Annotated in this window: 14 protein-coding genes; 10 read left to right on the top strand and 4 right to left on the bottom strand. The window is 54.9% G+C overall.

The window, feature by feature from the left end:
• The first annotated feature begins 43 nt into the window (after positions 1-43).
• A complete protein-coding gene (locus tag AC6I8T_RS22265) occupies positions 44-928 on the top strand; it encodes a LysR family transcriptional regulator (RefSeq protein ID WP_208725630.1) in 885 nt (294 codons plus the stop codon).
• 87 nt (positions 929-1,015) lie between these two features.
• On the opposite strand, the gene AC6I8T_RS22260 is transcribed toward AC6I8T_RS22265, so the two are convergent.
• From AC6I8T_RS22260 to AC6I8T_RS22250, 3 genes are all read right to left on the bottom strand, one after another.
• Positions 1,016-3,115, bottom strand: coding sequence for an FUSC family protein (locus AC6I8T_RS22260; RefSeq protein ID WP_497834417.1), 2,100 nt, complete (start codon positions 3,113-3,115; stop codon positions 1,016-1,018).
• Positions 3,116-3,467: 352 nt separating this feature from the next.
• The gene (locus tag AC6I8T_RS22255) at positions 3,468-4,181 is read right to left on the bottom strand and encodes a substrate-binding domain-containing protein (protein ID WP_208725628.1); all 714 of its coding nucleotides are present in this window, start codon (positions 4,179-4,181) and stop codon (positions 3,468-3,470) included.
• The gene (locus AC6I8T_RS22250; RefSeq protein ID WP_497834416.1) at positions 4,150-5,220 is read right to left on the bottom strand and encodes an ABC transporter substrate-binding protein; all 1,071 of its coding nucleotides are present in this window, start codon (positions 5,218-5,220) and stop codon (positions 4,150-4,152) included. Before AC6I8T_RS22250 ends, AC6I8T_RS22255 begins: the two co-directional genes overlap by 32 nt.
• A 173-nt stretch (positions 5,221-5,393) precedes the next feature.
• Between AC6I8T_RS22250 and AC6I8T_RS22245 the strand changes: the two genes are divergently transcribed.
• The 5 genes from AC6I8T_RS22245 to efeB all read left to right on the top strand — a co-directional run bounded on the left by AC6I8T_RS22245 (position 5,394) and on the right by efeB (position 13,081).
• Complete coding sequence (locus tag AC6I8T_RS22245; RefSeq protein WP_208725626.1) at positions 5,394-7,505, top strand: TonB-dependent receptor; 2,112 nt, start codon at positions 5,394-5,396, stop codon at positions 7,503-7,505.
• A 14-nt stretch (positions 7,506-7,519) separates the two neighbouring features.
• Positions 7,520-8,527: an ABC transporter substrate-binding protein gene (locus AC6I8T_RS22240; RefSeq protein ID WP_497834415.1), complete on the top strand. Its 1,008-nt coding sequence runs from the start codon at positions 7,520-7,522 to the stop codon at positions 8,525-8,527.
• A 458-nt stretch (positions 8,528-8,985) separates the two neighbouring features.
• Positions 8,986-10,587: an iron uptake transporter permease EfeU gene (gene efeU / locus AC6I8T_RS22235; RefSeq protein ID WP_208725624.1), complete on the top strand. Its 1,602-nt coding sequence runs from the start codon at positions 8,986-8,988 to the stop codon at positions 10,585-10,587.
• Between the two features lie 13 nt (positions 10,588-10,600).
• Positions 10,601-11,815: an iron uptake system protein EfeO gene (efeO, locus tag AC6I8T_RS22230; RefSeq protein ID WP_415175460.1), complete on the top strand. Its 1,215-nt coding sequence runs from the start codon at positions 10,601-10,603 to the stop codon at positions 11,813-11,815.
• A 3-nt stretch (positions 11,816-11,818) separates the two neighbouring features.
• Positions 11,819-13,081: an iron uptake transporter deferrochelatase/peroxidase subunit gene (gene efeB / locus AC6I8T_RS22225; RefSeq protein WP_208725622.1), complete on the top strand. Its 1,263-nt coding sequence runs from the start codon at positions 11,819-11,821 to the stop codon at positions 13,079-13,081.
• A gap of 75 nt (positions 13,082-13,156) precedes the next feature.
• On the opposite strand, the gene AC6I8T_RS22220 is transcribed toward efeB, so the two are convergent.
• Positions 13,157-13,462, bottom strand: a complete 306-nt coding sequence (locus tag AC6I8T_RS22220; protein WP_013511572.1) for a YdgH/BhsA/McbA family protein — start codon at positions 13,460-13,462, stop codon at positions 13,157-13,159.
• A gap of 523 nt (positions 13,463-13,985) precedes the next feature.
• Between AC6I8T_RS22220 and zinT the strand changes: the two genes are divergently transcribed.
• From zinT to AC6I8T_RS22200, 4 genes are all read left to right on the top strand, one after another.
• Positions 13,986-14,636: a metal-binding protein ZinT gene (zinT, locus tag AC6I8T_RS22215; protein WP_244634057.1), complete on the top strand. Its 651-nt coding sequence runs from the start codon at positions 13,986-13,988 to the stop codon at positions 14,634-14,636.
• Between the two features lie 323 nt (positions 14,637-14,959).
• Positions 14,960-15,526: a sugar dehydrogenase complex small subunit gene (locus tag AC6I8T_RS22210; RefSeq protein WP_497834414.1), complete on the top strand. Its 567-nt coding sequence runs from the start codon at positions 14,960-14,962 to the stop codon at positions 15,524-15,526.
• 28 nt (positions 15,527-15,554) lie between these two features.
• Positions 15,555-17,210, top strand: coding sequence for a GMC family oxidoreductase (locus tag AC6I8T_RS22205; protein ID WP_208725619.1), 1,656 nt, complete (start codon positions 15,555-15,557; stop codon positions 17,208-17,210).
• Complete coding sequence (locus AC6I8T_RS22200) at positions 17,207-18,604, top strand: c-type cytochrome (protein WP_497834413.1); 1,398 nt, start codon at positions 17,207-17,209, stop codon at positions 18,602-18,604. The genes AC6I8T_RS22205 and AC6I8T_RS22200 overlap by 4 nt, the downstream gene beginning before the upstream one ends.
• The last annotated feature ends 261 nt before the right edge of the window (positions 18,605-18,865 follow it).

Below are 18,865 nucleotides of genomic sequence, written 5' to 3'. Positions count from 1 at the left end.
GGCAGCGCGACCTGCTTATGCGCGCTATAAGGAATTTTTAGAGATGGCCAGTCTCAATCTTGATCATCTGGACACCTTCCGGTTAGTGATTAGCCGGGGAAGTTTTTCCGGTGCCGCCGATGTGCTCGGCCTGTCGCAACCGGCGGTCAGTCTGCAAATTCGTCAACTGGAGCAATCGCTACAAACCCGGCTGATTGAACGCACCGGGCGCGGGGTGCGCGCTACGGCGGCGGGGCTGGCGTTGCTCGAACATGGCGAACATATTGCCAGCGCTATCGCTGCCGCGCTGGCGGCGGTGACGCAGCAGGCGGAGGAAATCAGCGGGACGGTGATCATCGGGACGGGCGCGACCGCCTGCATTCATCTGCTGCCGCCCTTGCTGCAACAACTGCGCCAGCAGCACCCGCAGTTAAAAGTGGATGTGCGCACCGGCAACACCGCGGCCATTATACGTGCGGTGGAGGAAAATCAGGTGGATATTGGCCTGGTGACGCTGCCGGTCGCCAGCCAGAGCGTGCATGTCAGCGCGTTGTACGATGAAAAGTTCCGACTAATTATGGCGCGCGACAGTGCAGCGGCGGTCGAGCCTGCGGAACTGGCCCCGTTGCCCCTGATTGTGTTCGAACCGGGTAGCGGTACACGCGCAGTGATTGATGGCTGGTTTCGCGAGGCCGGGGTGCGCGCCACGCCGGTGATGGAGTTGGGTAGCATTGAGGCGATCAAGCGGATGGTTCGAGCCGGGCTGGGTTACAGCCTGGTGCCGGCTATGGCGCTGGCACAACCGGAGGATCGGGCGGGATTGTGCGTGCTGGAACCGCAGCCCGCCTTACAGCGTACGCTGGGTACGGTGATGCGCCAGGACCGCATTGTCAACCGTGGCATGACGGCGGTGCTGGAGCTGTTACGTCATGCATGTACAGGCCCGTAGCGGCGCGATTTATCGCGCAATCACCTGCGCGCTGACGTTCAAACCCGCGCGATAAATCGCGCCGCTACCGAATTCTGCGTCCAGCGCTTAACGCAGGGGCAGTCGGTACATCTTCTGTTGCATCAACTCTGCCTGGCGGCTGTTCATCACCGGCCACGCCTGGTGGGGGAACAGATACAGACGTACGCTGGCGAGATGGAACAGCGGCGTCAGCAGGCTTTCATCCCACATTGCCAACCGTTCCAGCATCAGCAGCAGGATATCGATTTCATCCAGCAGGTCCGGGTGCGGCGGAGTCTGTAGCGATTTGAGGCGGCGTTTCAAAAACAGCCCCAGTTCGTGAAACATCTGTCCACTATCGAGCTGATATTTTGCCAGCAGATCCTTATGGCGCGCGTAGTAGTCAAAACTGTTTACCCCCAGCCACACCTCGGTCAATAACATGCCGGCAGCGGTCATATCCGGTTGCGGATCGAGGCGCAGACGCGGCAGCACCACGTTCAGCTTATCCAGCATCAGGCCGATATAGCGCTGACGTCCGAGCAGAGAAGAACCATTTCGCTCCGTCTCTTTGATAAAGCGCAGCAGCTCACGCAAACCGATACGTACCGCACGACGCGCGGTCCAGGACGGGCGCTTGTTACGCATAATCGCCGTCAGGATCACCGCAAACAACACCCCGGTCATTGAGGCGATGGCGGTGTTAAACAGCGCCACCAGGTCGGGGCGCAGATGGTGACCGAGGCCGATAAAACCGGGGATCTGGATGGCGACGCTCAGGCCGATCATATTGGTGGTGGGACGGGCAATCATCATTCCCAGCAGAATAAGGCCGGGCGCCAGACAAATCATCAGCGCCTCAAATGAGGTGGCCTGGGGCAGCAGAATTGCCACATACACCACGCTGATAATGATGGCGACGATCACGCCACGCACAAACAGCTTCATCGAGGTGAGTGGGGTATCGAGACTGGCAAAAAAGGAGCTGAGGATTGCCGCCATTACTGGCGCGGAGGCACCATCACGCCAGCCAGTTGCCATCCACAGCAGACAGGAGCCGAAGGTGGCGCAAAACGCGGTTAACGCCGAGAGGCGAATTAAACCCTTATCATAAAAGCGATGGGTGCGTTTGCCGCGTGCCAGCGAGGTGTCGCCGGACAGGTCGCTGACCAGCCCTCCCACACTTTGATACGCCCCGGCAATGCGAACAAAATCCGTCAACCTCTCCAGCACGCCGGTCAGCAACAGACAGGATTCGGTGGGTAATTCCCCTTGTCGCCAGGCTTGGTTGAGTTCCGCCTGACAGGCGGCCAGCGCTTGCTGAATGTCGTGGGTGTCGCCCACCGCTTCTCCATCATGCAACCACAGCAAAAACTGGCGAAAGGTTTGCGCCACATTTTCCGGGAAGATGATGTTCAGTTCTGCTAAGCGTTGCAGGCGAATCTCGATGGCGATCAGTGTCGGGATCAGATACGACAGATGTTGGTACTGCACGCTGACGAGGCGAATCAACTGGCGTGCGGCATTCCCTTCATACACGCAGTGGGTGATCAAAATCTCCACCTGCTGCGGGTTGGTCGCCATGCGGATCAGAATATCGTCACGTTCCGGTGATTTCGCAGTCGGGATACCGGAGAGCAGGTCGCCGCACAGCTTACGGGCGTTGAGATACCACTGGCTGACGCTTTGTTCCAGCAGGCTGCGCATCGACACCGGAAACAACAAACCATGCACCAGGCTGCTACAGACGATGCCGAGGGTAATCTCCTCAATACGTGACAACACCGTGCTGGTGATCCCCAGCGGGGTGGTGACTTCCGGGAACCCCATGATCGCCGCGCTGTAACCGGCCAGCATAAAGACATAGCTTTTCGGGGTGCGGTCGTGCAGCGACAGATACAGGCAGACGCTCACCCACAGCGAGACGCACAGGCTGAACAGCAACGGGTGTTCAACCGTCAGCGGAAAGATAAAAAAGATAAACACCCCACCCAGCAGTGTACCGAGCAGACGGAACACCGATTTGGAGATGGTCGAGGCGGAATAGAGTTGCGACGCAACAAACACGGTGGTCAGTGCCCAGGCCGGTTTGTCCAGATTCAGTTCCAGTGCAAAATACAATGCCAGAAAGGCGGCCAGACAGGTTTTTACAGCAAAAAAAACGGCGTTTTTTGAAAACCACGGCATGACAGTAATAAGACCAGGAGACGCTAAGTGCGGCGTATCCTGCCAGAATAAAAAAACTGCTCACCTCGATAAATACGACAAATTGTTTCGTAATAAAAAAAGATGTTTTTACGGGGTGATCTATTGAGGGCTAATTATTAAATTTCCCTAATGCGGGATGGAGCATAAAAGGCAGGGGAATGGGCCGATTAGACGCTATTTTGTCCATCTTGCAGCCTTTGTGGGGTTTTAAGCCCCCTCGGTCATCAGTGTGGTAAATGTGATCTGGATCATGTTTTTCCGTAAAAGCGCCTTCAGCGCGCAATAACCATAAAATAATTTCGCGCTGAAGGCGGCGTTTCCCTGCGCCAGATCAAGCCATTACGGGCAAAAATCCGTTTTGACTTAAAATCTGTTGAGCGACAGGGGATTGCAGAAAATCTGCCAGTGACTGTGCTGACGGCTGACAAAGCGCCCAGGCGTATTCGGCCCGAATGTTACAGGCTGGCGGAATGGTGAAGATGTGCAGCTCAGGACATACGGCCAGGCGCGGTGCGTAGCTGGTGTAACCGATAAACATATCCGCATGATCCTGAGCCAGCAGCCATCGGGCAGCCAACTCGCCGGGTGGCACGATCAGGCTTTGTGGCCCACCGACCAGGCAACGGGCTTTGTTCTCCAGTAAGCGACCCATGCCGTGCTGCCGCTGTTCAATGGCGGCAAACAATTGCCAGGTATAGTCGCCGGAAGGATCGCTATGCGGCGTGGAGGTGGCGAGTCGCAGGTCAGGGCGAGTCAGCACGGTTAACCAATCCTCTCCCGGTCTGACCCGATCGCGCTTCACGGTCAGGCACAGGCTATTGGCGGCAAAGCGGCCGGTTTGTTGCGCCAGCCCGCATTGCCGCAAGTGCTCCGCGTGGGCGGTGTTCGCAGAGGCGAACAGGTCACAGCTTTCCCCGGCCAGAATACGTTCACGCAGCAAACCCGCCGGGCCGAAATCAGTGTTGACCGGTGATCCCCAGGCCGCCACTAACGCTGGCCAGACGGGCCGCAGGCTACCTGCTGCCAGGACGCGCAGCGGTGTCATGATAATGTGTCCGGTAAAATTGTTGATACCAACGATCGGCTTCCTTCTGCATGTTGATGTCGCGGAATTTTTCCGGGTAGAGTTTCTTCGCCATCCACAATTCACCCAGCCCGATGGCTTCCGGCATCGGATAACCCCAGGCTTTGGCATATTCCGGCATCAGCCAGACACGATGGTGCTTCACCGCATCGATGCTCTGCCATTGCGCGCTGTGCGTGATCTCATCCACCACCTGTGGGTAGCGGTCCTGCACAAAAATGACCTGCGGATTCCAGGCAATCACCTGCTCCATGCTCACCTGTTTGAAACCCAGAATGGTGGCAGCGGCGACATTCAACGCCCCGGCGTGAGACATCATTAGCCCGGTATATTTTCCGGCACCGTAGGTGGTGAGATCCGGGTTCGCCAAATAAGCCCGTACCCGTTGTTGCTCAGGCACGGAACGCAGACGATCGGTGACCTTCTGACGACCGGCGAACGCGGCGGCAATCAAGGCTTTGGCCTGCGCTTGTCTGTTGACCACGTCGCCAATCAGCGTGATGCCTTCCTTAATCCCCAGATTGTAGGCCTGTTCCTCATCCTGCATGGCAGGGTTGATTTTGCCTTGCTGACCGGCGTCATCATGGCGCAGCGAGATGGCGATCACCGGAATGCCCAGCGCGGAAATTTTATCGATCATCTCCTTCGGCGCGTAGTTGGTGACAAACACCACCTGCGGGTGCAGCGCCACCAGGCTCTCCATATCAACGTGAGTGAGATCGCCGAGCATCGCTTTGTGATTCAGTTCCGGCACCAGCGTGGCGTAGCCATCGCCAAGTTGTTGTTTCCAGTTGGCGAGAATACCGACGATTTTGTCGGTGGCATTGAGTTGCACCAGCAAATTGAGGGTTTGATGTTGCAGTACCACCACGCGGTCAACCTGATCGGGAATGGTCACCTGACGGCCAATCTGGTCCGTGACGACCCGGCTGGCAAAACTGGATAAAGAGGTAAGCAATAACACGCCCGCCAGGGCGTAACGGTAAAAAGGGCGATTCATAATAACTCCTGGTTTCGATATGTGCGGAAGTATATAGCGATGGAGGTGGAGGGGATATACAGCATTGCCCTTTTAATTTTTATCGATATATAATAATTTACACAACGATAATAATAACCTTACAAAACAATACCATAAGTAAATATTTTATTAATCCAGGCAATGGCAAGGTAATGGAAATTAAATCGCGTAACACCCCGCTTATCAGTCTGATTAGCGTCAGCATACTGATGGCGATTCACGCCCAGGCGGCGGAACAACCCGCTCTGACCGTCACCGCAAACCCGAATAACACCCCGTCATCGGTCGAGAAAAAAGCCACGTTAGGTAATTCAGGCAGCCAGGAAATCCGTAATACGCCCTGGTCAGTGCAAACGGTTTCACCGCAATTAATGAAACGCCAACAGCTAAAAAGTATCAGCGATATTTATCGCTATATGCCTTCGGTGCAGGGGGATGGTGCCCGACCGCAAACGCGCGGTATGCAAGGAAGCGTGGTGCAGAACAGCATGATTGACGGATTGAATGTCGTCTCCACCACGGATTACGCCGCCGCGCAGTTTGACCATCTGGAAGTGCTGAATGGTCTGGCCGGTTCGCTATATGGACCGGCTAATCCGGCGGGATTATTTAATTTTGTCAGCAAACGTCCCACCGATTCCCCACAACATAGCGTCACTATCGGCGCGGGAACCGGTATCAGCCATTTGCTGGCGGGGGATTTTAGCGGTCCACTGGATGATAACGATCGGCTGCGTTATCGCCTCAATCTGCTGGATGATGAAGGCAGTGGCTACGTCACAGGCAGCAAAAAGCGCCGCCAACTGGTCAGCTTCGCGCTGGATGCCAATCTCACCGATCAGACGGTGCTGGAAACCAATTTTAGCTACTACCATTTTTACGACAAAGGGCTGCCGGGTAAATTCGCGCTGGGTAGCGGTCTGACCTTTCCGGCAGCACCGGATCCGAAAACCGCCCATCTCGGTCAATCCTACGCCGGGGACAATAACCACACCCTGACGGCGGGCGTGCATCTGAAACACGATTTCGATGGAAACTGGCAAGGCGAGGTGGCCGTGCTGCGTCAAATTGCCGACCGTGAGTCAACAGCGGTGACCAATACCTTTACCGATAACCAGGGGCATTACACCACCACCACCTCATCCGCCACTGCCAGCCGTTTTACCATCAACAGTTACCTGGCAAACCTCAATGGTGAAGTAGATACCGGCTGGATCCACCATCAAATCGCCGCCGGGGTACGGGGGTTCGTCTGGAAAAATATGAACCCGAAAGCCGGTGGCACCAGCACATTGGGCAGCGCGTCGTTGGATAATCCCCAGGCATTTGCCGAGCCGGACTATCCCGATTTTACCGATCGCTATCACTCAGCCACCGCCACCCAACATGCGTTTTTGCTCAGCGATAATCTGGCGTTTTCTCCGCAGTGGAGCCTGCTGCTGGCGGGCAGCGAAAGCCTGCTTAGCTCGGCCAACTACAGCAAAACCGGCAGCCGCAGCAGCGAGTCGTCAAATAGTGGTTTTAGCGGCTCAGCCAGCCTGATGTATAAGCCGGTGGATCCGCTGACACTGTATGTCAGCTACGCCGACAGCCTGCAACAGGGCGACACCGCACCCGCCACCGCCAACAACGCAGGCAACATCCTGGCGCCGTATCGTAGCCGTCAGGTTGAGGTGGGGAGCAAGCTGGCGGTCAATAAGTTGCTGCTGACCGCCGCACTGTTTCAGATCAAGCGTCCTTATGCCTATACCAACGCCAACGGTGACTATGCGGTGGACGGTGAGCAGCGTAACCGGGGCATTGAGCTGATGGCCGACGGCGATGTCACCGAGCGTTTACACGTCTATGGTGGCATGACCTGGCTGGACCCGCGTCTGCTGAAAACCGCCAGCGCGCAGACGGAGAATAAACAAATCGTCGGTTTGTCGCGCTATGTTGCCAGCCTGTTTGCCGCTTACGACCTGCCAATGCTGAGCGGTACCGATATTCACGGCGGCATGCATTATGTCGGGCGTCGTAGTACCGACAACCAGAACGAAGGTTGGGTCAGCGGTTACACCACGCTGGATGCGGGGGCGGCGTGGAAGACGCAACTGTTCAACACCGCCACCACCTTCCGCCTTGATGTCACTAACCTGACCAATCGCCACTACTGGACCAATATCGTGCCGGGTGGGCTAAACGGCTACAGCGGTTCTGGCTATGCCAGCGCGCAACTGGGCGAACCGCGTATGGTTCAGGTTTCCATGCAACTCAATTTCTGATCGGGAGCAAGGCCATGTTAAAACCTTTCTGCGGGCTGGCGCTGCTGGTAATTAGCGCTGTGGCTCAGGCCCAAACGGTGACGGACGATGTGGGTCAGCAGGTGGCAATTAGCCATCCGGTGACGCATATCGCCGATGCCTGGTTCGCTCACCATTCGTTGCTGATGACGCTGGGAGCGGGGGATCGTATTGTGGCGACGGTGAATCATCCGACCGATCGCCCCTGGATGTTTAAGGTGCAGCCAACGTTGTTTCAGGCGTTACAGGCGCACGGTAAAACCTTCGCCAGCGAAGCGCTGGTGGCGCGTCATGTCGATGCGATTTTCGTTCCGGCCCATGATCCTGATGCCCAGTCTTACCGGCTGGCGGGGATCCCGGTGCTGGAGATGCAATTTGATGACTTTGCCTCGCTGCGCCGCTCCCTCACCACCACCGCGCAGGTGGTCGGTACGGCTGAGGCCGAGGCACGCGCGGTGGCGTATAACCATTATCTCGATCAGCAAATTACCCGCATTCAGGCGAAAACACAGGGGTTGAGTGCCAGTCAGCGTCCTCGCGTGCTGCATATTCAGTCGCTGCATCCGTTGAAAGTGGATGGCCGCGCTACCTTGATTGATAGCTGGATCTCGCTGGCGGGAGGACGCAATGTTGCGGCGGGCATTGAAGGCAATATGAAGCCGATCTCCCCAGAGGAGGTGATTCGCTGGAACCCGGATGTGATCATTATTGGTGCCGGTGCGGGAACCCTGGCGGATTCCGATTACGCTGCGCTGTTTGGCAGCGTCAATGCGGTGAAAAATCATCGGGTGTGGCAGAATCCGGCAGGGGTGTTTCCGTGGGATCGCTATGGCACCGAGGTGGCGCTCCAGATTCAATGGGCCGCAGCCAAATTGCATCCTGAGCTGTTTCCCGATCTGAATATCGTCGACGCCACGCGCGATTTTTATCGCCAGTTTTATGCGTATCCATTGAGCGCCGCTGAGGCCGGACGCATCTTACAGGCGCTGCCGCCTGCAACCTAAAACCGCAGTGAATAAAATGCTACAGCAAATAAATCAACAATTTTAAGCATGCAAGAAAGCCGCACCTGTTGGACCAATAATTCAGCAGTTAAATAAAATTACAAGACATATCAAGCTGTTCCCTTTACATATCTCTACAATCAACGAAATAAGCACCGGGGATGGCGGCATCTCTCCCCGGTTGCGTAGCGGCGCGATTTATCGCGCTGTTTTTTTTAGGGTTAAAATCGCGCCGCTACCTTGTGTCTTTTAACGGAGTCGCCTTAATTCTTAAGGTTAACTTAATGTTGAGATGTGGCTCACATCAGGAAACAAAATAATATCTGGCAATGTCACGGGCAAATAGAGTTTTTCCTTTTTTTACTATGCTGGTTAGCGGGAATGTTTATTATTCTCACGGGGAGTGATACTAATAATTATTATCATTTCGCTTTTAGCCACTTTTGGGAGCACTCTACTTGCTGGCCACGTTCATTATCGCATTGCGCGAAGGCCTTGAAGCCGCATTAATCGTAGGCATTATCGCCGCTTTCTTACGCAAAAATGGCCGTTCGCTCACCGCGATGTGGTTGGGTGTCGGTTGTGCGGTGATACTCTCCCTTGGCGTGGGTTTTGTGCTGAACCTGACCGAAAACGCGTTACCACAGGCGCGTCAGGAGATGATGGAGTCCATTATCGGTCTGGTGGCAGTGTTTTTTGTCACCGGCATGGTGATGTGGATGAACAATCATGCGCACAACCTCAAGCGTCAGTTGGAAACCGAAGCAGCAGAAGCCATCAGCCATTCCAGCGCCTGGGCGTTGACCAGCATGGCGTTTCTCGCGGTACTGAAAGAAGGCTTCGAAACCAGCGTATTTCTGCTGGCGACTTTTTCCGCTTCACAGTCGGCTGCCTGGGCGGCGGTGGGTGCCGTATTGGGGTTACTGGCTGCCGTCCTGGTAGGATGGGGCATCTATGTCGGTGGCATCCGTATTAACCTGTCGCGTTTCTTCCGTCTTACCGGGTTGTTCCTGATCCTGGTTGCGGCCGGTTTAATTATCTCCGCGTTACGTAGCGCGCATGAAGCGGGATGGTTAAACACCGGACAACAACGCATTGTTGACCTGAGCTGGCTGGTTACTCCCGGCACCGTGCAATCGGCGCTGATTACCGGCGTGCTGGGTATTCCGGCAGATCCGCGTCTGGTGGAATTCGCAGGCTGGATTATCTATATCGTGGTGGTCGCGGCGATGATCTACTGGCCTGCCCACTTAAGACCGACACCAAAAAGAGCCGCACAGTTCACCACCGTGACCGGTGCGGGCCTGACGATCACCGCGTTGTTACTGTTCTTTGGCTATCCGGCACCGGATGTGGACATTCCCGATCAAATTCCGTTGGTTAGCCGCACCTCGCAGCAACCGGTCGGCCATATCAGCAGCCAGCCAGGCGCGGGCAAACAGTTTGCCGTGACGCTTGAGGGACAGGCAGCGGAAACGCTGGTGGTGCCTGCCGATCAGCTCAGCAACGTCAGCACCTCGGGGCGTCAGGAGTGGCAGGCGAGTTTCAGCTATGAACCCGCCGATGCCAGTTCACCGCTGACGCTCGACCAGGTCATGGCCGCCTATGGCAACCGCATCCCGGTTGGCTTAAGTCCGTCACAACATCCCGGTCCTTATGACGCCAAATGGACGGTGAATTGCCGTGTTGATGCCGCCATGAGACGTGGCGTGTTGGTGAGCGCGGAATCTCAGGCCGGCACCTTTATCACGTTATCGGGCGGTGGCCTCCAGTCTCCCCGCACCATCAGCGCGCGGGCGCGTAACGCAGAAGCCGGGTGCGACTGGCAGATCAGCCCGACCTGGTCACAGGATATTGAACAACGCTTGCGTGATGCGGTTGTTGCTCATGATATCTGGCACTTCTGGGCCGTTATTTTACCTTCACTTTTTGCCATTCTGGCCTTCACCTGCTTTTTCTCAGCCAGTCGCCAGTTCCGGCGGCTGAAAGGTGTTCGTGCCCGAGGACGCAGCAAACAGGGACTGCTGGACAGTTCAACTCACCAACTGCCTGAAAAATAAACAGGAAGGCACGATGAAGACAAAACCGTTCTCTACAAAATACGCGCTGATTGCAGCAGGGATTTCTGCGGCTTTAATGCTGTCCGTGGATGCGCAGGCGGCTACGGCAGCGCCGGTGAAAAACGGCGCTTCACAGGTCAACATCACCATGACCAGTGAAGGCGATGGCACCTGCCATATCGACCATACTTCGGCGAAAGCCGGTCCGGTCACCTTCACCGTGGTCAATAAAACCGCGACCTCACTGACTGAGCTGGAACTGTTAAGCGACAACCGTATTCTGGGCGAAAAAGAGAACCTCGCACCGGGCCTGCCTGCGGTGAAATTCACCGTCACGCTGGACGGCGGCACCTACCAGATTTATTGCCCGGGAGCGAAACAAGAGCTGACTAACTTTACTGTCACCGGTAAAGCGGCGGCAGCACCGACCGGCAGCGTCGCGACGCTGTTGGAAGAGGGCACCAAAGGCTATGCCAGCTATGTTAACGGCGTAGTGGATGCCATGGTGGTGGCGGTCGATCGTCTGAAGGCAGACATTGATGCGGGCGATCTGGAAAAAGCCAAAGCAGACTACGCCAAAGCGCGTCCGTTCTACGAACGTATCGAATCTGACGTCAGCGGCTTCGTGTTACCGGGCTTTAAAGCCACCGATAATGCAGGCAACCTTGATTACTTAGTCGACATGCGTGCGTCCAACATCGACCCGAAAGTGGGCTGGCACGGTTTCCACGCCATTGAACGTGAGCTGTTCAGCAAAAAAGCGATTACGCCGGAAACCAAACAACTGGCGGCTGAACTGCAAACCAACGTACACAAACTGGATGAGCAGGTTAAGCAACTGACTTACAAACCGGAAGACCTGGCAAACGGTGCTGCGGATCTGCTGGAAGAAGTTCAGAGCAACAAAATCAGTGGCGAAGAAGAAGCCTTCAGCCATCTCGATCTGATCGATTTCGCCGGTAACATCGAAGGTGCTGAGCAGGCATTCGCCTTCCTGAAACCGGGTCTGGAAAAAATCGATCCCGATCTGACCAAGCGTGTCACCGAGCAGTTCGCGGCAGTGCGCGCGTTACTGGAAACTTACCGCGACCCGGCGATTCCGGGTGGCTACAAGTACTACACCGCCGAACTGAAGGCCTCAGAGGGTGCCAAACTGAGCCGTGCTGTACAGGCGTTGCAGGAACCGTTGTCCAAAATCGCTGAAAAAGTCGCAACCAGCGGAAAATAATCGATGAACGATAAGTCCAAACCGGCCAGGGAGGCCGGTAATTTCACCCGGCGAGATTTATTGAAAGGGGCGGTCGCCAGCGCCCTGACGATTCCGGCAGTCAGTTCGGCGCACGGACAGATTGAAGCGCAGCATAATCCCGAAGATCGTGTTGACCTGTCGCGCGAGCATGCTTTTTATGGCACCGGTGGTCAGGTGGGTATCGAAACACCCCCGCAGCGCCATATTATGTTTATGGCGTTTGACCTGACCTCGCAGAATCCGCGCGATCTCCAGGTTTTGCTGGCGCGCTGGTCATCCGCCATCGCGCAGATGATGCGCGGCGAAACCATTGGTCAGATTGAACCCGCGCGCAACAGCGGAGTGGGGGGCGATACCGGCGAAGCGATGGATCTGGGGCCCGCCTCGTTAACCGTCACCGTTGGTCTGGGGCCGCGTATTTTCAGTGAAGCAATGGGCCTGGCAGGGAAGAAGCCGCCGCTGATGCGCGAGTTGATTCAGCTACCCAGCGACAACTTTGATCCGGAACTGACCGGGGGCGATCTCTCGATTCAGGCCTGTGCTGATGATCCACAGGTGGCGTATCACGCGGTGCGTAACCTGGCACGTATCGCCAAGGCGACGGGCACTGCGGCGACACGCTGGTCGGTGTTGGGATTTGGCCGCGCCTCCGCAGGTAAGGGGCAATCCACGCCGCGCAACCTGTTTGGTTTTAAGGATGGTACGCGCAATATCACCGAGAAAGCCGATTTCAAACGCCATGTGTGGATTAATGAGGGTCCGGCCTGGCAGCAGCAGGGTAGCTATCAGGTGGTACGTAAAATTCGTATGCACATCGAGAACTGGGATGTGGACCGCGTCAGCGATCAAAATAATATCTTTGGTCGCCATAAGCTGTCCGGTGCTCCGCTGAGCGGTCATAAAGAGTTTGATCAGCCTGATTTTGAGGTCAAGGATCAAAGCGGTGAACGGGTTATTCCGGCTACGGCGCATATCAGCCTGGCGGCGCATGAGAATAATCAGGGTATTCGTATCCTGCGACGTTCTTATAATTATACCGATGGCTTAAATAATCTCGGCTTTCTCGATGCGGGATTGCTGTTTATCAGTTATCAGAATGATCCGGCACATTTTGAAACCTTACAGGCTAAACTGGGCGCGGCAGATGCGTTGAATGAATATATTTCCCATATTGGTTCAGCCATTTTCTTTATTCCACCGGCACCGGCTGAAGGTTCATATATCGGGGCGGAATTATTCACCTGATTAAATGCACATCGCCAGGGGAATGGTGCCTGGCGATGTGCCTGCTGTGTGCCAGATTGTTCGGTAATCCACGTTTTAACCGTAAGCCACTTTGTCATTAATATGATACAGGGTTGCAGTCGCCGCCATCACATGCTGACCATCATTGCCCGGCTGATGGGAATCGACATTGGTGATGTGGTAGCCCACGGCACCCGCTTCCAGCGCCTTTTTCACAAAGGCGTCATTAAGTTCTTCCATAGAGGTCACCCAACTGACGCTGGTAACCCCAACCGGGTGGATCGAGGCAATTTCACGGTGAGATAATCCTGAACGGACCAGTACCGGGTTAATTGTCTTTTCAGTAAAAATAGAAATGATGTCGTTAACTAAAGCTTTCATATCTGACTCCTCAACGTGACTGGTAAGCCAGTTATACGTATGACGATGGGTTGTTGTCGTTTAATCTTCGTTGATAAATATCGACGGTTGCGCACGGCAGGTAATCACCACCGTTAGGAATAATAAATACCTTTTAGCCAACTGAATTTTAGCTTTAACTGCTAATTAACACGCAGGCAAACTTCTGCCACAACTCCATTAACTTTACGCGAATTTTTTTTCATTTGATTACATTTGTGTCGCGATGGGGGCGCCCGGTACAGATCTTCGCACCAGATTATAAATAACATGTTAAGGATTGGTTTACTCTGAGCCTGCCTGACGAGAAGCCGGCAATGACTTCTCTATGCCACATCATAATAAACATTCTTCACGTCCGATTAGCCCAAATGAATTTGGGCTTCTTTTTGTCGTTCCCTGAAAAAACCTTGTTCGTTCTGGTTAACGCCTTTGGCCGCATACACTTTGCGTTACAAATTGTTATGATATAACATATCCATTTTAACCAATGGAGAGTCTGGTTGTGGTAAGCAAAATTAAAAAAATCGTGTTATCTCTGGGATTAATTGGCCTGAGTTCATCGGTACTGGCGCATGGGGATCATGCGCACGGTAAGCCACTTACGGAAATGGAGCAGAAAGCGGCAGAGGGCGTATTTGCCGATAAGGATGTTAAAGACCGCACCCTCTCTGACTGGGACGGTGTATGGCAATCGGTTTATCCGTTACTGGTTAACGGCGCTCTCGATCCGGTGCTGCGTAAGAAGGTGGAAAAAGATCCCAGCAAAACCTTTGCCGACGTCAAAGCGTATTACCGCAAAGGCTATGTCACGCAGGTTGATACCATCGGCATCGAAGACGGTGTGATGGAGTTCCATATTGGTGCGCAGTCCAGTTCCTGCCACTACCGCTACGACGGACACAAAATTCTGACCTATACATCCGGGAAGAAGGGCGTGCGCTACCTGTTCACCTGTCAGGATGCTAACAGCCCGGCGCCGAAATTCGTTCAGTTCAGCGATCACATCATCGGCCCGAGAAAATCGTCGCATTTCCATATCTTTACCGGCAACACCTCCCAGGAAGCGTTGTTGAGTGAGATGGATAACTGGCCCACTTACTATCCCTGGCAAATGCAGACCGCCGAGGTCGTGGAGGAGATGCTGCACCATTAAAATGCGTTGATTCAGTCATCTCAGGCCTATTCGTAGCGGCGCGGTTTACCGCGCAGGTTATCCGGCATCATGCAAACAATTGCGCGATAAATCGCGCCGCTACAACGCCTGCCGCGCGTGGTTTAAATTCGAAACGGTAATAAAAAACGTCATAACTTGCTGATGTTTTTTTATTAACCAATTTCACATTTCTTTATCATTTAGTGCTATCTCCCCGACAAAAGTACGGAATCTGATAAAAACCTGATAACAGTTTTGAAACTTAAACGGTAGGATGTTACCCGTAACTTTGGTGCTCCTTTCTTCTCAACATCAGGTATCCCATGAAACGACATTTTCCAACTGAAACCGTTTCTGCCAGCAAAAATGGAACCGGTTCCAGCCGCAGGGAATTTCTCTTTGCGACCCTGGGTTTAACGCTGACCGGTGTCGTCGCAAGCCTGCCGGGCAGGGCGTTTGCCGCCAGCGTTGTCAGTGGTAGCGATGCGGTGAAGCAGTTTGTCAGTCTCTCTCAGGCCATCACGGAACATCAGCATCTGGATACGGTGCTGGCGGCGCGTTTTTTTGCCGCTTTTAGTCAGCGCGATGCGCAGTTCGCTCCCCGCCTGACACAGCTTGCGTTGTTGTTACAACCCGGTATGTCTGCGCAACAACTGCTGGCGAAAGCCGACAGCGCAGGTCTGCACGATTTCCTCTATCAAATCGTCACCGCCTGGTACACAGGAACCGTGGGTGATGACTATCACGGCACGCTGGTCGCCTATAAGCAGGCGTTGATGTACCAAACCGTCAGCGATGGTCTGGTGGTGCCGACTTATTGTGGCAACGGTCCGATCTGGTGGACGGCCCCGGTGCCGGAAGAACGCAATGGGCTGATTGACTCGCTGTAAACACTCCTTATAAAAAACGAAGAAAACCATGAAAAAACCGATTTTCTCTGCGCAGGGCGATGCCTCCGCAGACATTGTTATTGTGGGCTCCGGTGTGGTGGGTGGTTTGATGGCCAATGAACTGGTCAGTCAGGGCTATTCCGTACTGGTACTGGAAGCAGGTTTACGTATCGATCGTGCACAGGCGGTGGAAAACTGGCGCAACATGCCCTTTGCCAATCGCGCCGGTTCCGATTTTCAGGGGTTATATCCGCAGTCAAAGTTTGCCCCGGCACCGCTCTATTTCCCGCCGAATAACTATGTCAACGTCACCGGCCCTAACGCCGCCAGTTTTCAACAGGGCTACCTGCGTACCGTCGGCGGCACCACCTGGCACTGGGCGGCATCCTGCTGGCGTCACCATCCCAGCGATTTTGTGATGCAGTCGAAATATGGCGTGGGTCGCGACTGGCCGATCAGCTATGACGAGCTGGAACCCTGGTACTGTCGGGCGGAAAACGAAATCGGCGTCGCGGGACCGAACAATGTGGCGATGCAATCCCCGTCTGAACGCAGCCAGCCTTATCCGATGGAGATGGTGCCGTTTGCCCACGGTGATAACTACTTTGCCAGCGTGGTGAACCCGCATGGTTACAATCTGGTGCCAATCCCCCAGGGACGCAGCACCCGTCCGTGGCAGGGGCGTCCTACCTGCTGCGGCAACAATAACTGTCAGCCGATTTGCCCGATCGGGGCGATGTACAACGGTATTCACCATATTGAACGTGCGGAGCGCAACGGTGCGGTGGTGCTGGCGGAAGCGGTGGTTTACAGAATCGATACCGATGACAACAACCGGGTGACGGCGGTGCACTGGAAGGACAGTTCCGGTGCCTCACACAAGGCCACCGGCAAAGCCTTTGCCCTGGCCTGTAACGGCATCGAAACCCCGCGTCTGTTGTTGATGGCAGCCAACGGCGGTAACCCGAATGGCATCGCCAACGCATCAGATATGGTGGGACGCAACATGATGGACCACTCCGGCTTCCACTGTTCCTTCCTGACTGAAGAACCGGTCTGGCTGGGACGTGGCCCGGCGCAGAGTAGCTGCATGGTGGGCTATCGCGATGGCGATTTCCGTCGTGATTATTCGGCAAACAAAATGATCCTCAATAACATCTCACGCGTGGTGGCGGCAACGCAGCAGGCGTTGAAAAAAGGTCTGGTGGGCAAAGCGCTGGATGAGGAAATTCGCTATCGCTCGATTCACAGCGTGGATATCTCTATCAGCCTCGAACCTTTGCCGGACCCGGAAAACCGTCTGACGTTAAGCAAAACCCGCAATGATCCTCACGGTCTGCCGTGCCCGGATATTTATTACGATGTCGGTGATTATGTGCGTAAAGGGGCCGAGGTGTCGCATGCGCAACTGGAACATATCGGGCAGTTGTTCAACGGTAAAGAGTTCACCATCAGCAAGGGCCTCAACGCCAACAACCATATTATGGGCGGCGTGATTATGGGTAAAAGCGGTAAAGACGCGGTGGTGGATGGTAATTGTCGCGCCTTTGACCATGAAAACCTGTGGTTGCCTGGCGGCGGGGCGATTCCTTCCGCGAGCGTTGTGAACAGCACCCTGACTATGGCGGCACTGGGACTGAAAGCCGCGCATGATATCGCGCAGCGTATGAGGACACTGGCATGAAGAGATTAATTGCCAGCAGCCTGGCGGCCCTGGTGACGTTTGGCGTTCAGGCCGCATCGCTCGATACCCATCTGTTGCAGCAGGGCGAGCAGGTTGCCATCGCTTCGGACTGCCAGGCGTGCCATACCGCACCCGGCAGTAAAACCGCGTTCAGCGGCGGCTATGGCATCGCGTCGCCAATGGGGGTGATATACGCCACCAACATCACCCCATCGCAAAGCGGTATTGGTCACTACAGTGAAGCCGAGTTCGCAGCGGCGGTGCGTCATGGTGTGCGTGCCGATGGGGCGCAGCTCTATCCGGCAATGCCTTACACCTCCTACAGCATGATGACCGACGCCGATGTGCACGCCCTGTATTACTACCTGATGCATGGCGTACAGCCGGTGGAAAAACAGAATCCACAAACCCATCTGCCTTTCCCGTTCAGTCTGCGTTTTAGTATGCGGTTCTGGAACATGATGTTTGCTAACGACAAAATGTGGCAAAACGATGGCAGCAAAAGCGCCGAATGGAATCGGGGCAATTATCTGGTTAACGGACTGGCGCACTGCAATACCTGCCATACGCCGCGCGGTTTTATGATGCAGGAACAACAGGATCGCCCGCTGGCTGGTGGTCCATTAGGAAGCTGGTATGCGCCGAATATCACCTCAGACCCGATCAGCGGCATTGGCGGCTGGAGTGATGACGAGCTGGTGCAGTATCTGAAAACCGGACGTGCGCCAGGGAAAAACCAGGCAGCGGGCGGTATGGCGGAGGCGGTGGAGCACAGCCTGCAATACCTGCCGGACAGCGATCTGCACGCCATTGCGGTTTACCTCAAAGGCACGACGCCACTGCGTGATGAGGGAGAAACGCAACCGGCCTTCAGCTACGGCGCGCCGATGGATGTGGAAAACAGCCTGCGTGGACGCAACCCGAATAACGCTAACCACTCGCTGACCAACGGTGCCGCGCTGTTTAGCGGCAACTGCGCCAGCTGTCACCAGCCGGATGGGGCGGGGAGTGCCAACCAGGCTTATCCCTCGTTGTTCCACAACACCGCAACCGGTATGCGCAATCCCAACAACCTGATTGCGGCGATTCTGTTTGGTGTTCAGCGTGATACCACCGACCATCAGGTATTGATGCCGGGCTTCAGCTCGCCATCCTATGTTGATAAGTTGAGTGATCAACAGGTAGCCGATATCAGCAACTTTGTGCTGAAAAACTACGGCAACCCTGACGTCACCGTGACGGCAGGCGATGTGGCCTGGGTGCGGAAAGGCGGTCATCCGCCACTGCTGGTCCGCCTGCAACCGCTGGTGGTGCCGGGCATCATTGGGGTGATTATCCTGGTGCTGGCCGGGGTGGCGCTGAGTGTGATGCTGCGGCGTAAAGGCAAAAAATAGTTGTGATTAATAGGGCCAGGCTGATCACCTGGCCCATTTTGTTACGGCGATGTGTTACAGCCGTTGTGACTTGTCGCAAGATTCGCGCGATAAATCGCGCCGCTACGCCATGTTTAAACCGTTATTTTGTTGTAGCGGCACGATTTATCGCGCTGATTTCATTGCCTCATCACGCTGCGTGTAACACCTTTTGTTAACACGTTTTGCAGTGATGTTGGTCGCAAAAATATTTTCCAGACTCTCTTTAATAGATAGCAGTGC

This window comes from Pantoea sp. X-Soil-OKNW-556, from assembly GCF_059730695.1.
The sequence above is the reverse complement of the archived record's forward strand: the minus strand, read 5'-3'. Positions and strand labels throughout refer to the sequence as shown.

Bases quoted from the DNA above. Each gene is read 5' to 3' on its own strand.
- AC6I8T_RS22265 (WP_208725630.1), top strand. From the start codon at position 44: ATGGCCAGTCTCAATCTTGATCATCTGGACACCTTCCGGTTAGTGATT.
- AC6I8T_RS22260 (WP_497834417.1), bottom strand. From the start codon at position 3,115: ATGCCGTGGTTTTCAAAAAACGCCGTTTTTTTTGCTGTAAAAACCTGT.
- AC6I8T_RS22255 (WP_208725628.1), bottom strand. From the start codon at position 4,181: ATGACACCGCTGCGCGTCCTGGCAGCAGGTAGCCTGCGGCCCGTCTGG.
- AC6I8T_RS22250 (WP_497834416.1), bottom strand. From the start codon at position 5,220: ATGAATCGCCCTTTTTACCGTTACGCCCTGGCGGGCGTGTTATTGCTT.
- AC6I8T_RS22245 (WP_208725626.1), top strand. From the start codon at position 5,394: ATGGAAATTAAATCGCGTAACACCCCGCTTATCAGTCTGATTAGCGTC.
- AC6I8T_RS22240 (WP_497834415.1), top strand. From the start codon at position 7,520: ATGTTAAAACCTTTCTGCGGGCTGGCGCTGCTGGTAATTAGCGCTGTG.
- efeO (WP_415175460.1), top strand. From the start codon at position 10,601: ATGAAGACAAAACCGTTCTCTACAAAATACGCGCTGATTGCAGCAGGG.
- efeB (WP_208725622.1), top strand. From the start codon at position 11,819: ATGAACGATAAGTCCAAACCGGCCAGGGAGGCCGGTAATTTCACCCGG.
- AC6I8T_RS22220 (WP_013511572.1), bottom strand. From the start codon at position 13,462: ATGAAAGCTTTAGTTAACGACATCATTTCTATTTTTACTGAAAAGACA.
- AC6I8T_RS22210 (WP_497834414.1), top strand. From the start codon at position 14,960: ATGAAACGACATTTTCCAACTGAAACCGTTTCTGCCAGCAAAAATGGA.
- AC6I8T_RS22205 (WP_208725619.1), top strand. From the start codon at position 15,555: ATGAAAAAACCGATTTTCTCTGCGCAGGGCGATGCCTCCGCAGACATT.
- AC6I8T_RS22200 (WP_497834413.1), top strand. From the start codon at position 17,207: ATGAAGAGATTAATTGCCAGCAGCCTGGCGGCCCTGGTGACGTTTGGC.